Genomic DNA, 14,183 nt, shown 5'->3' on the forward strand with positions numbered 1-14,183 from the left:
TTTGTTAGTGTTCTCGGTTATTCGAGAAGAATTTACGTAAAGGCGTTTACGGCAGAAAATACTGAAGCATGGCTTAATGGTATTGAGAATGCTTTTAGACATTTTGGAGGAGTTCCTCTGGCAATAGTCTCAGATAATACAAAATGTCTGGTTACAGTACATAACGGCAGTGAGCTCAAATTTAATGAAAGGTATACGGCATTCTGCCATTATTGGAATGTTAAGCCTGTCGCATGTACGCCATATAAACCACGCTCTAAAGGTAAATGTGAACGTATGGTAAGGTATTTCAAGGAAAATGCACTACCAGGCAGAAACTTTGATTCTCTTGAGGACTTACAGAAGTGGATAGATTTATGGTTGGTGAAATACTCAGACGTAAGGAAACTTTCACTGGTTCATACCACCGGCATACAAGCTGAAACTCCGGCAGAAAGATTCACACAAAAGGAACGATCTGAACTTAGGACTGTTGACAGGGTATTTTTTACAAACATACGCGAGGAAACCAGAAAGGCAGACAAGTGTGGCCTTATCCGCGTCGAGAACAGATTGTATAAACTACCGGAGCAGTACTCCAATCAAAGCGTATTTATTCAGATAACAGACACAGAAATCATCTTCCACGATGCTGATAATAAAGTTATCAGAATAGATAAGGCCACTTCCTTTTATACTGCAAAATTACAGGAAAAATCAACCATTAAAATTTTTAATGACGTTAGTCCCGATTATGAAACGTGGGGGCAGAACAGCCTGTCACGTTCACTCGATGAGTATGCAAAGGTTACTGGGGGATCATGGTAATGGCATCTGACAACAATCTTATTGCTATGGCTGACAGGCTGAATTTGACTTTCTGCAGAGATCACATTGAGGAAATTATCAGTGAAACTACAAACAGCAGAATGAATCCCAGAGAAATATTGCAGTTTGTCTTTAGTCGTGAAATTAGTCGTCGAGAGGAAAACAGAATAAGGATTGGGATTATGGCAGCCCACTTCCCTCGCAAATGCACTCTTGAGGAGTTTGACTTCTCGGTGCAGCCTTGTATCGATACGGCTGTCATCAGAGAACTTAAAACGCTGTCCTGGGCTGGCAGTGGCTCTAATATTCTCTTTCTTGGACCTCCAGGAGTAGGCAAAACACACCTGGCCATAGGATTCGGTCTGCTAGCCGTAAAACAAGGATACTCAGTACTTTTTAAAACGGCAGAAGCTCTTATCAAAGAACTCTCCGAAGCCCATGAAATGGGAAAGCTTGAACAAAAAATGCAGAAACTTGCAAAGGTTAAAGTCCTCATCATTGATGAATTAGGATACTGTCCCTTCAGTGCAAATGGCTCACATCTTTTGTTTCAGCTGATAAGCAGAAGATATGAATCCAAAAGTACTGTTATAACCAGCAACAGACCTGTCAGTGATTGGGGGCTGATACTTGGTGATACAACTGCCGCCACTGCTATTTTAGACAGACTGCTTCATCATTGTAGTGTGCTTACAATCAATGGCGACAGTTACAGATTGCTCGCTGCCAAGAAGGCAAATTTATTGGCAAAGAATGAAAGTTTAAGTTAAAATCGGAGTGGTCAACTTCCGATCGTTTTAGTGGTCAACTTTTTCGATCGTTCTACAGGGAGTTTGCCCATTTTCATAAATTATCGCTCTTTAATACAGGTAAAACGGCTATTTGGAAGCAATGATGAAAGTGTATAGTTATACCTGATTTTTCTAATCTTATGAACAGTTCCACTAAGCAAAAAATGTACACACATGCTGAACGCCGACAGTCCTTTATTGCGTTTCAGAAAACTGAAGTAAAAGCCTCTGGTAACAGGGAGCAGATAATCCCTCATCAACTCACTGGCAGGTGTTCATGATTCAGCAAAAACGGCAATCAGGGGTTTACGGAACGATCCTTCAGGAAAAAATGTTTACTGTTCATGTCTCCCATGACACCGTAACCATGCCTGGTTACACCACAAAATCGTTTCAGCGAGACAAAAAAACAGGAGAAATTTTCATTCCTCCTGCTACCTGTCTAAACGGCTAATTTAGGATAATTATTACTGCTTATCCTGAGTCTTGCTAACAAGCTTTTCACGAATGCGTGCAGCCTTACCCTTAAGATCACGGAGGTAGTACAGCTTAGCACGGCGAACTTTACCGTGACGGGTTACGGTTACAGATGAAATCAGCGGGCTGTGAGTCTGGAATACTCTCTCAACACCTTCGCCATTTGAAATTTTACGTACAGTAAAAGAAGAATTCAAACCGCGGTTACGCTTGGCAATTACCACGCCCTCATAAGCCTGAAGACGTTCCTTATCACCTTCAACAACACGTACCTGAACACGAACAGTGTCACCCGGTCTGAAAACCGGAATGTCTGTACGCATTTGTTCCTTTTCAATTTCTTCAATAATATTCATTTAAAATTCCTCATTATCTAGGATGCACTGAAACTCTATACTGTTCCTGTTCCGTTACTGCTTGTCTCCGGAACGCAGATATAAAGCAAGAAGCTTTTCCTGCTCGTCAGTCAGAGCTAGATTCTTTAAAATATCAGGCCTTCTTTCGTAAGTTCTGGCAAGAGACATGCCTAACCGCCATTTACGGATTTCCTTATGGTTACCGCTCAGAAGCACCTCCGGAACTCTCATTCCGTCGATTTCCTCCGGCCTTGTGTACTGCGGATAATCCAGAAGCCCCAGAGCGAACGAATCCTCCTGAGCACTCTCCTGGTCTCCAAGCACTCCCGGAACCATCCGGGAAATGGCATCTATCATGACCATGGCCGGCAGCTCGCCGCCGCTGAGAACATAGTCACCTATAGACCATTCTTCATCCACCAGAGATTCCACCACTCTCTCATCAATCCCTTCATAGCGACCACACAGGAAAATTATTTCCTCGCGCCTGGCCATGTTCACAGCCGCGCTATGCGAGAACACTCGCCCCTGCGGGGAAAGATAAACAACCGCGGCATCAGGAAGAAGCTCCTTCGCCTTCAGGATGGCATCTCTGAGAGGCTGTACCATCATCAGCATTCCAGGACCGCCGCCAAATGGTCGCTCATCGACCTTCTGGTGTTTGTCATACGCATAATCACGGGGATTTATGCAATGAATCTCAATAAGTCCGTTTCTGACTGCCCGTCTGGTAACTCCGAAATCAGTAATTGCCCGGAGCATTTCTGGAAATATGCTGATTACAGCAATTCTCATAAGCCCCTGCCTCAGCCTTAATCAGAAATCAGGTTCCCAATCAACCCGTATTACTCTCTGTTCAAGATTGACTTCCCGAACCACATTATCAATGTAGGGAAGCAGTCTCTCACGAATTTCATACTGATCATTAATGTCGGCCTTTACTACCAGAACATCATTGGCACCAGTCTCCATAAGCGACTTTACAGTGCCCATGAAATATCCCTGAAGATTCACCACCCGAAGACCAATCAGATCCCGCCAGCGGTACTCTCCTTCAGGCAGATCAGGAAGCGAACTCCCCTTTATGCCAATTTCCATCCCGGTATAGAGCTGGGCCTCCTCACGAACATCAACATCAGCGATTTTCGCAATAAACCCGTCTCCGTGACGCTTGTACTCCGTTATCGAAATCTCGCGCCAGTCACTCCCCGGTGCACGACAAAACCAGGGGGTGTATGTAAACAGACTTTCAGGATCTCCGGTGTATGAATAAACCTTAAGCCAACCCCGGATGCCGTAAACGGCACCGAACTTGCCCATTACCTCAGGCTTTTCCCCTTCCATGAATCCTTCCTGTCCGAATATTATGCTGCCTGAGCAGCTTCCTCGCTTTCCTTCACGAGCCTCTTAACACGGTCAGAGAGCTGAGCTCCCTTGGCCTGCCAGGCTTTAACCTTTTCAAGATCAAGAACAAGTCTCTTCTCGGGACCATTGGAATCCCTCATAACCAGGGGATTGAAGTAGCCGATATCTTCCAAGGTCTTCCCGGAAAGTGCACGGCGGGAATCTGCAACAACAACGTGGTAGAAAGGACGCTTCTTAGCTCCGCCACGCTTTAAACGAATGATTACCATATCGTTCCTCTATTTAACGTAAAAAATAATTTCAGAAAGGCAAAAAAAACCTTCCCCACCTTATTAGACAGGCGGCAAAATTTTACCTTTTAACACAGATTTTGCAAGCACATTTTGAGATCCGGGCCACTTTTTTTCAGAAACATCTCCCCTACTTTTCTAAAAACAAAAAAAGGAGTGCCTTCAGACACTCCCCCTGCTAACGACAATTTACTCTGTCAATGGAACATACCGCCCAGACCGCCCATGCCGCCATTCCCGGCCATGGTTCTAGCAAGATTGATAAGCTTCCGGATCCCACCCTGAGATCTCAGTTTCCTCATAATCTTCCTCATGGCATCAAACTGATGCAGAAGCTGGGTAACATCACTAATTTCCACTCCAGCACCAGCAGCAATGCGCTTCTTGCGACTGCCCTTGATAATATCAGGATTTCTTCTTTCCCTGGGAGTCATAGAATTGATGATGGCCTCCATGCGGTAGATAATCCGGTCATCCATCTTATCCTTAACATCGTCAGGAATGCTGTTCATCCCCGGAAGCTTGTCCATCATTCCCATCATACCGCCCATACTGCGCATCTGGGCAATCTGACTCTTGAAATCCTCAAGATCAAAATCCTTGCCCTCCATCATTTTCTTGGACATTTCGGCGGTTTTCTTCTTGTCAAATTTTCTTTCCATCTCCTCGACAAGAGAGAGCACGTCTCCCATATCCAGAATACGGCTGGCCATTCTTTCCGGATAGAATGGTTCCAGAGCAGTAATCTTTTCACCCATACCCACAAACTTAACAGGCTTTCCGGTAATCTTTCTTACAGAAAGTGCCGCACCGCCGCGGGCATCACCATCAAGCTTTGTCAGTATTACACCGGTAAGCGGCAGCGCTGCATTAAAGGCTTCAGCGGTATTGGCTGCATCCTGACCAGTCATTGCATCAACCACAAACAGGGTTTCCACAGGATTCAGAGCCGCATGGAGCTCCTTGATTTCCGCCATCATCTCCTCATCGACGTGAAGCCGTCCGGCAGTATCCACAATAAGAACATCAGCGAATCTCTTCCTGGCGGCATCAAGCGCGCCGGCCACGATATCCAGAGGATTATCCGTGGCTTTTGAAGGATAGAATTCAGCCCCCACGTCCCGGGACAGGGTCTCCAGCTGATCAATAGCCGCCGGACGGTAGACATCCGCCGACACCGTCATCACCGACTTCTTCATTCTTTCAATAAGGTACTTTGCCAGCTTGGCGGCAGAAGTGGTTTTGCCGGCACCCTGAAGCCCTGCCATCAAAATCACGGCCGGTGGCTGTGCAGCCAGGTTGAGACCAGCACTTTCGGAACCCATAACCTCTTTGAGCTCGTTAAACACAATCTTGATGAATTCCTGCCCGGGGTCAAGAGCCTGACTGACTTCAATCCCGAGTGCCTTGCTTTTTACTTCGGCAATAAAGTCCTTTACTACTGGAAGAGCCACATCAGCCTCAAGAAGAGACAGTCTTACTTCCCTGAGTGTATCCTTAATGTTATCTTCCGTAAGCCTGCCCTGTCCCATGACATTGCGAAGGCTTCTGGTTAAACGCTGAGACAGATTTTCAAACATACTGCTACCCTGAAGGAGTTTATCCTTTTTTTAATAATCAACAAAAAAACAGGCTTTGCGTTCTGAGACCAAAGCTACTGTCCGGCTCTCATCCAAAAATGGTTTCGGGCCTGAAGCCCTTGTCTGCGAAGAAGAAATACCCATCTTTCTCCGAAAAACGCGCTGCATATGGTATCACATTTGGGCAGGTTTAAACACGATTCCGAGATCCGAACACTTCCCAAAAAACACATACCGGTATCCATCACACCAGACAGTCTTCCCTGATACAGACCGGTAATAGTCATGGCACTGAAAAACAGAAAGGCCTTCCATCTGCGGAAGGCCCTCTCTCTTGCCGGACAGAAAAGTATTGTAATAATCTGCTAAGTTTTCTTCTCCGTTTATCCGGCATTCTCTCCCGAGCTAATAAAAACTCTTTTTGGCTGCTTCAGCCAAAACATTTTCCGGAACTCTGGATTCCAGCTCCCGAATGTACATGGTTATCTGCTCCTCCTCCCGGGGCGTACTCTTTACGCTTTTCTTCAGGAGAACCCAGGCTTCAGGCATATCCCTGACAGATCCCATATCCCGAAGAAGCATTCCCGCCCAGTCAATTCTGGCAGGAACATACCCCATTTCTGCAGCCTGTCTCATCAGGGCTTCAGCCTTAACGCCATCCTGAGAAACATAACGTCCCGTTTCATAGAAAAAACCTAGCTTTCTGAGAGCGGCAGGATAAGCCAAATCTGCAGCCTTTTCGAGATAAAAAATGCCCATTGCGGTATCCCTGGGAACACAGCTTCCCGTAAGCAGCATATGGGAATAAAGGTAATCATAGGCTGCTGCAACATCCTTGCGGGCTCGCAGCACAATGTCATCGGTAAACTGACAGGCATTAACCTCCTTCAGATTGTAAATATCAGTTCCCAGAATCACCCATTCGGTAATCTCTTCCGGAGTATACACATGAACCAACGGGGTTTCGCCACTGGCATCCCGGAACTCCTTGACCGAAGACTCCACCATCCGAACATGAGGATCCTCCTGCACGCTAGTGGCCTCCAGTGCTACAGCGGATTCTGCTGCCAAAAAGCAGGACAGGCTCATGAGAAGCAGCAATTTTAGAATCTTCGTCATAAGAACCTCCTAAATTTCCCATGTATACTCTTAGCGTCCCTGAACGGGAAAAATTTATTTGCCACCCCAGAAAATTAATCATTTTCCGGTAGCAGTATTTATATCTGTGAGCCATATCACGGTCACAGCGTCAAAAATGCCGAAAACACCGCCCCCCCTATCTTCTGCCCGCCTCGAAATCAGGGGATCTGATTACCATCCGCCACAAAAAAAGGGGGCACCGCCCCCTCTATCTTTCATAAAGGGAACTCCGGAGCTCCCCTTAGCACCCAACGGCAATATCAGTTGCCGCAGTTCTGAACAAAATCAACGCCCTGCTGAATGTCGTTCTTAAGCCCCGGCAGCATATCATTAAGACACTTCTGCTCGTAATCGGAAAGTCTGCCTACCGGCTTAAGGCTCTCCACGCCGTTTTTGCCCAAAAGCACCTGACGCGCAAAGAACGGAGCAAACTCGCCGCTCTCATCTGCCACATAAGCACTCTCTACCACTCCGGGAACTCCCTGAAGTCCGGCAACAATAGCCAGTGCAAAGCGGGCTCCGGCAGTAGCCATGGAAAGGGTTGCAGAACCGGCACCGGCCTTGGCCTCCACTACCTCGGTACCGGCATTCTGCACGCGAACCGTAAGCTTTTCAATATCCTCTGAAGATACAGAGTCATACCCCAGAGCCTGAGAAAATACCGGAAGAATGGTAGAACCTGAATGACCACCAATCACGGGAATCTTAACGGAACCTCTGCTGTAACCGGTAATATCAGCCCAGAAGGTTTCGGCACGCAGTGTATCCAGAAGAGTTACACCAAAAAGCTTTTTTGCATAATCGCTGATACCAGCCTTCTTAAGCACCTCCGCTGCCAGCGGAACCATGGTATTTACTGGATTGGTAATAATCGCAATACAGGCACCCGGAGCATTCTTTGCCACGGCCTCCACCAGTCCCTTGATAATTTTGGCATTGACATTAAAAAGATCACTTCTATCCATGCCGGGCTTTCTGGCAACTCCGGCCGGAATAACTACCACGCTGGCATCCCTTACAGCCTCTGTCAGTCCGTCATCGCCAGTATATCCCTTCACATTTACGTCAGTAGGAATATGACTCAGATCAACAGCAACTCCCGGAGTAAACGGAGCCACGTCATACAAAGCCAGATCCGAACCGGCCGGCAGTTTATTCTTTAAAAGAAGAGACAATGGCTGACCGATACCACCGGCAGCGCCTAATACAGCAATTTTCATTGAAAAATTCCTCTAACAATACTCAACTTCGGAAAACCAGATCTATTGTGAATGTCCTGCCGTCTGCAGTAAAGCCGGAACATTCAGGAACTTCAGCTTCCCGGTTCCGCGAATCATCTATTTTCGCAATATCAATGCTACCCGAGTCCGAAACGACTCGCTGGAGCTTACAGGTTAGACATGGCAGACAGCCCGTTCGCACAGAAAGTCAGGGCAGTAAAACATTTACACGATATTATAGCACGGAGTTACATTCGCCCTTTTTATCACGGGGCTTTTTTTGCGAGGTTTGCCCATTTTTTCACTATCAAGGCAGATGCATCCCGTATTACCGCAAATTTCCATAACGGATTGCGGCGGCAATGTGAGGTTCCAGTATATCCCAAACAGATTTACCGTCCCCCAGGAAAGTCCTTTTGAATATTATGCGGTTTTATTGCATAATTATTCACTGAAACACATTTTAGCAACCCTGGGGACAGATGGTCATGACTGATGCAAACACCAGCGAAGCACTGGAACAGGCTTTCAGAGAGATTCTGCAGGCAGAACGCTACGGATCTCAGGCGGAAATCGTCCTGGCTCTGGCTGAGAAAGGGTTTCAGAACATCAGCCAGTCCAAGGTATCCCGCATGCTCTCCCGTTTCGGTGCGGTCAGAACCAGAAACACCCGCATGGAGATGGTGTACTGTCTCCCTGAGGAATTCGGAATCCCCACCGTAACCGGCACCATAAAATCACTGGTCTTCGACGTTTCGCACAACAACCATCTCATCGTAATGCGCACCAGTCCCGGAAGCGCGCAGATGATTGCCCGAATGCTGGACTCCATCCGAAAGTCGGAGGGCATTCTGGGAACCATTGCCGGGGATGACACCATCTTCATTGCTCCGAAAGACGAGAAGGAAATTGAGGACCTTACCCAGGCCATCTCCGAAATGTTTTTGGAAAACGATCGGTACTCCTCTGAGTAACCCCGTCAGCACAGCCGGAACAGGAATTTCCTTTCTAATGAAGCTGCCATTTATCAGCTGTAGCTTCCGTGCTCTTTTCCACTGCATAAAAATGCTTGCTAAACAAAACTGCTCCCGAAAATCTAGTAGTAAATGTGACAGGTTAAAGACGTGTCAGAACTTCCTACCAGAACAGATTTTGGGAACCGGATTAGAGACATTTTTCAAAAGAAGTAACAGAGGGCATTCCTCTCCGTATATACGTAAATTTTCCCAAAATTCCTACTAAAATCCCCACCCAAAATAATTAATGAATTCATTGTCACATAAGCGTTTGTGAAGATCAATTTATTCTTTACTACCCCCGAAAATTGACATATAATTTTAGTAGGATTCCTACTAAAGGAATATGTGGCGGCAGTAAGGGGATCAGGGTATGCCAATTTACCGGAATATTGTTGTTGACATTCCATCTAAATGCTATATCGAGAAAAAGGATCAAAGTGTATTTGTAAAGGACAGGAACGAATATGATCCTGCTGTGAAATATAATCGGGTAAGCCATGTAATTATCGGCAGGGCAATTGACAAGACAAGGATGTACCCCAACCATAATTTCCGCATGAGATATCCTGAAGCTTTTCAGCAGGCGGCGGGAGAACCGCAGCTGAAATCCATAAAGAGGATGGGGATGTATGCCGTTGTCCTGGCTCTTCTGGAAAAGAACTCCATGTACCGGTGCCTGCACGAAACCATGGGAATTGAGTCGGCAAACCTGATTCTTGATTTTTGCATGTATTCCATACTCCATCATTCAGCTGTTTCCGATCACTTCAGAACAGCCATGTCTGAACAGCTGCTGTTCTCCCGCAATCTCAAATCCGGAAAGGATTTATCTTCGTTTTTTAATCAGGATGAGAATATTGAAAGGCTGGAAAGGTTCAAGACAGAATGGGCAGGAGCCTGCAAAAAACGCGGGATAAAGAATGTCTGGCTGGCAATTGACGGCTCAAATAACGATTGCGCCGCAGATGCCGATATTGCTGAGCGGGGGTACGCAAAATCCAAAAAGGATGTTCCGGTCGTTAGTTATCTTTATGCTGTTGACAGCAGTGACGGAACCCCGATAAGCTTTGATGTTTACCGGGGCAGCCGAGTTGACAGCAAAGCCGTTATGAAAATGATCGGATGGCTGAAAGCATATGAGATGAATGTCAAAGGGGTGGTGGTTGACCGGGGTTTTGCAACCAAAGATGTTCTTGAGATGCTTGACAGCAATGAACTTCAATATGTTGCCATGCTCAAGGGAGATACAAACGCTCATAAGACAATGCTTGCCGAATATGCATCCAAAATCAGCAGGCAATTCGAGTTCATGCTGGACAGATATGATAACAGCGGAAAAACAGACAATGTCAGAGTCTTCAGCAGTAATGACAATGTTTACTATGGGATATCATCAGAGGATAAGGTTAAGCTGTTTAAGCAGCATAAGTATAAGGCTTATGTTTCTCTGATTTTTGACGGACAGAACGGTGAGGAGCGCCAGCAGAACTGGTTTAAAAAGGTCTCTAATGCTGCGGTGGATTTGCAGAACAGACTGAATTCAGGAGAAGATGCCAAAGTTCCGAAGGAATTTGAAAAAAGCATGGAAATCCAGCAAAATGAAGGCAGGAAAACAGTCCTGATAAATATGGAAAAAGTACAGATCTGCGGCGATCAAAAAGGATTCAGTTCTCTTGCAACTTCCGAAAAGATGAGCGCCGGAAGAGCCAATGAAATTTACACCATGCGAAGCTCTGTTGAAGCTGATTTTGCGATAGTTAAAACTCAGCTTGGTTACGGCAAGACCGGAGTACACAGTGAAACAGGGATAAAAACCAAGATTTCCATTGGTTTCATCGCCTCTGTGATTCGAAATGAACTGCTGAAAGCTGCAAAAAAGGCGGGACTTCCTACCAATAAAATAGCAAAGGAAATCAACTACATTACGATGGGGCTCAATCAAAGCGACCGGTATTTTGTCTCTCATACCGAAAGTAAGAAACAAAAAGAGTTCCTTAAGGAATGCGGTGTTCTCCCTGCAGATCTGGATCGTATAGCCGAGGCTGAAAATAAGAGAATTTCCAGTAAAGAACCGAACCCGTTCCACAAATTCCCTAAAGCTAACACAAAGGAAAAAAAGTCAAAGAGCGGACAGTCAAAAGCTGACAATTCCTCCGTCAGCGGGACATCATCTGTTACTGCTGGCAAAGAGGAATAAGCCAACAATTTTGACAAGCTAAAAAGGACTTTTGCTTCTGGGTCTGGATTGAGGGTTTTAGTAGGATTTTTGGGAAAATTTACGTATATAACAGAAGTCCTCTTTATAAACTTCACCGCCTCCCGCAGAACATTGCAATGTAACTCCTGCGATTAATTAACCTGCAGTCACTGGAACTACCAAACGGAAACATCAAGAACAGAATGACTTCAGATTATCGTCTTCCTTCATGCACGCTCATAAAAAAAGGAGAGCCGAAACCCTCCTTGTAAATTGACTAAACAACTGCGGCAATCAGTTACCGCACTGCGGTTTTAATGATATTCCGCCATTTCATCGAAATGGAGATAGGAGTAGATCCGATCCTCCTTGCCGTTAAGGGCGGCTACTTCATTGAAATATTCCTGAACATCGGGAAGATGTCCCAGCCTGGCAGTTACAGCAGCCAGCTCGGCACTACCCAGGTAGACATTTGCCCCCTGTCCCAGACGATTGGGGAAATTTCTGGTGGATGTTGATACAACCGTAGCATTATCCTGAACCCGAGCCTGATTGCCCATGCACAAAGAACAGCCGGGAATTTCACAGCGAGTTCCCACTCTTCCAAAAATGCTGTAAAGCCCCTCATGAATTATTTCAGCCCGATCCATCCTGGTGGGCGGGGCAATCCAAAGTCTAACTGGTAGCTGTCCCTTCATGGAGGACAGAAGTTCGGCAGCCGCACGGTAATGCCCAATATTGGTCATGCATGAGCCGATAAATACTTCGTCAATACTCTGGCCGGAAACCTCCGAAAGGAGCCTGGCATCGTCAGGATCGTTAGGGCAGCATACAATAGGTTCCCGGATGGCAGACATGTCAATTTCTATAACCGCAGCATACTCGGCATCGGCATCAGCCTTGAGCAATACAGGGTTGGCCAGCCAGGCCTCCATGGCCTTGATTCTTCTCGAAAGAGCATCAATATCCTGATACCCCTCGTTCATCATCCACTTCAGAAGCGCAATGTTGGACTTCAGGAAGGTAGTAACAGACTCCTCGTTAAGAGCGATGGTGCATCCGGCAGCAGATCTTTCGGCACTGGCATCCGCCAGCTCAAAAGCCTGTTCGCAGCTGAGGTGTTCCAGTCCCTGAATTTCCAGAATACGGCCTGAGAAAATATTGCGTTTGCCCTTCTTTTCAACGGTAAGAAGACCTTCCTTAATAGCCTGAAGCGGAATGGCATGCACCAGGTCTCTAAGAGTAATTCCCGGAGCCATCTTTCCAGTAAAACGCACCAGTACCGATTCCGGCATATCCAGGGGCATGACACCGGTGGCAGCGGCAAAGGCTACCAGTCCAGAACCGGCCGGGAAGGAGATCCCCATAGGGAAACGGGTATGCGAATCGCCGCCGGTTCCCACGGTATCTGGAAGCACCATCCGGTTCAGCCAGCTGTGAATAACCCCATCACCCGGCTCCAGCGCAATGCCGCCACGAGAGGTAATGAATCTGGGAAGAGTCTCATGGGTCTTCACATCTACCGGCTTAGGATAGGCCGCAGTATGGCAGAAAGACTGCATTACCAGATCCGCACTGAATTTCAGACACGCCAGATCCTTGAGCTCATCCCGGGTCATCGGGCCAGTGGTATCCTGAGATCCCACCGTGGTCATCCGGGGCTCACAATAGGTTCCCGGTCTTACTCCGGCAACACCGCAGGCTTTTCCGACAATCTTCTGGGCCAGTGTATACCCGCGTCCGGTATCGGGTGCCATAGGAGGCTTCACAAAAAGGGTGCTTTCCGGCAGCTTAAGATAGCTGCGAGCTCTTGCAGTAAGACCTCTGCCGATTATCAGGGGAATACGCCCCCCGGCTCGTACCTCGTCGAGAAGAACCGCTGTTTTAAGCTGGAACTTGGCCACCTCTGTACCATCATCATGCCTGACCACTCTTCCTTCGTAGGGATAAACATCTACCACGTCCCCCATATTCAGTCCGGAAACGTCAAATTCCACCGGAAGGGCTCCCGCATCCTCCATGGTATTGTAGAAAATCGGAGCAATCTTGCCGCCGAAGACAAACCCCCCGGCCTTCTTGTTGGGCACATAAGGAATATTCTCTCCCATAAACCAGAGCACGCTGTTGGTAGCGCTCTTGCGGGAGGAGCCGGTTCCTACCACATCGCCCACATAAACCAGCGGATAACCTTTTTTACGAAGCTCTTCAATAGTAGAAACCGGTCCTTTAACGCCTGGCTCGTCCGGGGTAATGCCTGGCCTTTCATTTTTAAGCATTGCCAGGGCATGCAGAGGAATATCCGGCCTGCTCCACGCATCAGGAGCCGGAGAAAGATCGTCGGTATTCGTCTCACCAGGAACCTTGAATACCGTAAGGGTAATCCTATCGCCGAGTTTCGGCCGGGAAGTGAACCATTCACCATCAGCCCAGGATTTTATAACCTGAAGAGCGTTAGAGGAGCCCTTGTCTGCAAGCTCGGCCACTCTGTCAAAAGCATCAAAAATCAGGATGGTGCCGGAAAGAGCCCGGGCTGCCGTATTGCCCAGCTCTTTATCATCAAGAAGATCTATCAGGAAAGATACGTTATAACCGCCTTGCATGGTTCCTAAAAGTTCCACCGCCCGAATACGGCTGATCAGAGGACTCTGTACCTTTCCGCAGGCAACGGAATTCAAAAAATCTGCTTTTACCCTGGCAGCCTCATCAACTCCGGGAGGAATTCTGTTTTCCAGAAGATCCAGAAGCTCCTGTTCCGATCCCTTCTCCGGGTTCTGAAGCAACAACACAAGTTCCCTGACATCATTCTCTGACAGAGGTCTGGGAACCACACCAAGGCGGCAGCGTTCGTCTGCCTGGGCATGATAAGAATCTAACACTGTGAACTCCTTATAAAAACGATCATGGCTAGGGATTCCCCCGTATCCGTAAGATTATAGCTTTA

At 47.1% G+C, this 14,183-nt stretch carries 12 protein-coding genes; 4 read left to right on the forward strand and 8 right to left on the reverse strand.

The features are described 5' to 3' along the window. Together F557_RS18325 and istB are read left to right on the forward strand one after the other, a co-directional pair. The coding region (locus F557_RS18325; protein WP_019000428.1) for a DDE-type integrase/transposase/recombinase at nucleotides 1–807 on the forward strand (807 nt) is incomplete at its 5' end. Then, complete coding sequence (gene istB / locus F557_RS0101110) at nucleotides 807–1,577, forward strand: IS21-like element helper ATPase IstB (RefSeq protein ID WP_019000429.1); 771 nt, start codon at nucleotides 807–809, stop codon at nucleotides 1,575–1,577. The genes F557_RS18325 and istB, both read left to right, overlap by 1 nt. Nucleotides 1,578–2,065: 488 nt before the next feature. On the opposite strand, the gene rplS is transcribed toward istB, so the two are convergent. From rplS to mdh, 7 genes are all read right to left on the reverse strand, one after another. After that, nucleotides 2,066–2,431 (reverse strand): 50S ribosomal protein L19, encoded by a 366-nt coding sequence (gene rplS, locus F557_RS0101115; RefSeq protein WP_019000430.1) that lies wholly within the window; start codon nucleotides 2,429–2,431, stop codon nucleotides 2,066–2,068. 54 nt (nucleotides 2,432–2,485) lie between these two features. Then, nucleotides 2,486–3,226: a tRNA (guanosine(37)-N1)-methyltransferase TrmD gene (gene trmD, locus F557_RS0101120; RefSeq protein WP_019000431.1), complete on the reverse strand. Its 741-nt coding sequence runs from the start codon at nucleotides 3,224–3,226 to the stop codon at nucleotides 2,486–2,488. A gap of 21 nt (nucleotides 3,227–3,247) precedes the next feature. Beyond that, on the reverse strand, nucleotides 3,248–3,775 hold the full coding sequence (gene rimM, locus F557_RS0101125; RefSeq protein ID WP_019000432.1) for a ribosome maturation factor RimM: 528 nt from the start codon (nucleotides 3,773–3,775) through the stop codon (nucleotides 3,248–3,250). Nucleotides 3,776–3,795: 20 nt separating this feature from the next. Further along, entirely contained in the window at nucleotides 3,796–4,065 is a 270-nt protein-coding gene (rpsP, locus tag F557_RS0101130; protein WP_019000433.1) for a 30S ribosomal protein S16, read from the reverse strand. 218 nt (nucleotides 4,066–4,283) lie between these two features. Next, on the reverse strand, nucleotides 4,284–5,666 hold the full coding sequence (gene ffh / locus F557_RS0101135; protein WP_019000434.1) for a signal recognition particle protein: 1,383 nt from the start codon (nucleotides 5,664–5,666) through the stop codon (nucleotides 4,284–4,286). Between the two features lie 405 nt (nucleotides 5,667–6,071). Further along, nucleotides 6,072–6,785: a tetratricopeptide repeat protein gene (locus tag F557_RS18330; RefSeq protein ID WP_019000436.1), complete on the reverse strand. Its 714-nt coding sequence runs from the start codon at nucleotides 6,783–6,785 to the stop codon at nucleotides 6,072–6,074. A 281-nt stretch (nucleotides 6,786–7,066) separates the two neighbouring features. After that, nucleotides 7,067–8,026 (reverse strand): malate dehydrogenase, encoded by a 960-nt coding sequence (mdh, locus tag F557_RS0101155; RefSeq protein WP_019000437.1) that lies wholly within the window; start codon nucleotides 8,024–8,026, stop codon nucleotides 7,067–7,069. A 488-nt stretch (nucleotides 8,027–8,514) separates the two neighbouring features. On the opposite strand from mdh, the gene argR reads away from it, so the two are divergent. After that, entirely contained in the window at nucleotides 8,515–9,000 is a 486-nt protein-coding gene (argR, locus tag F557_RS0101160; protein ID WP_019000438.1) for a transcriptional regulator ArgR, read from the forward strand. 415 nt (nucleotides 9,001–9,415) lie between these two features. Continuing rightward, nucleotides 9,416–11,242, forward strand: coding sequence for an IS1634 family transposase (locus F557_RS0101165; RefSeq protein ID WP_019000439.1), 1,827 nt, complete (start codon nucleotides 9,416–9,418; stop codon nucleotides 11,240–11,242). Nucleotides 11,243–11,556: 314 nt separating this feature from the next. On the opposite strand, the gene acnB is transcribed toward F557_RS0101165, so the two are convergent. Further along, on the reverse strand, nucleotides 11,557–14,118 hold the full coding sequence (acnB, locus tag F557_RS0101170) for a bifunctional aconitate hydratase 2/2-methylisocitrate dehydratase (protein WP_019000440.1): 2,562 nt from the start codon (nucleotides 14,116–14,118) through the stop codon (nucleotides 11,557–11,559). Nucleotides 14,119–14,183: the final 65 nt, after the last annotated feature.

The sequence above is a fragment of the Succinimonas amylolytica DSM 2873 genome (assembly GCF_000378405.1).
GTDB lineage: Bacteria > Pseudomonadota > Gammaproteobacteria > Enterobacterales > Succinivibrionaceae > Succinimonas > Succinimonas amylolytica.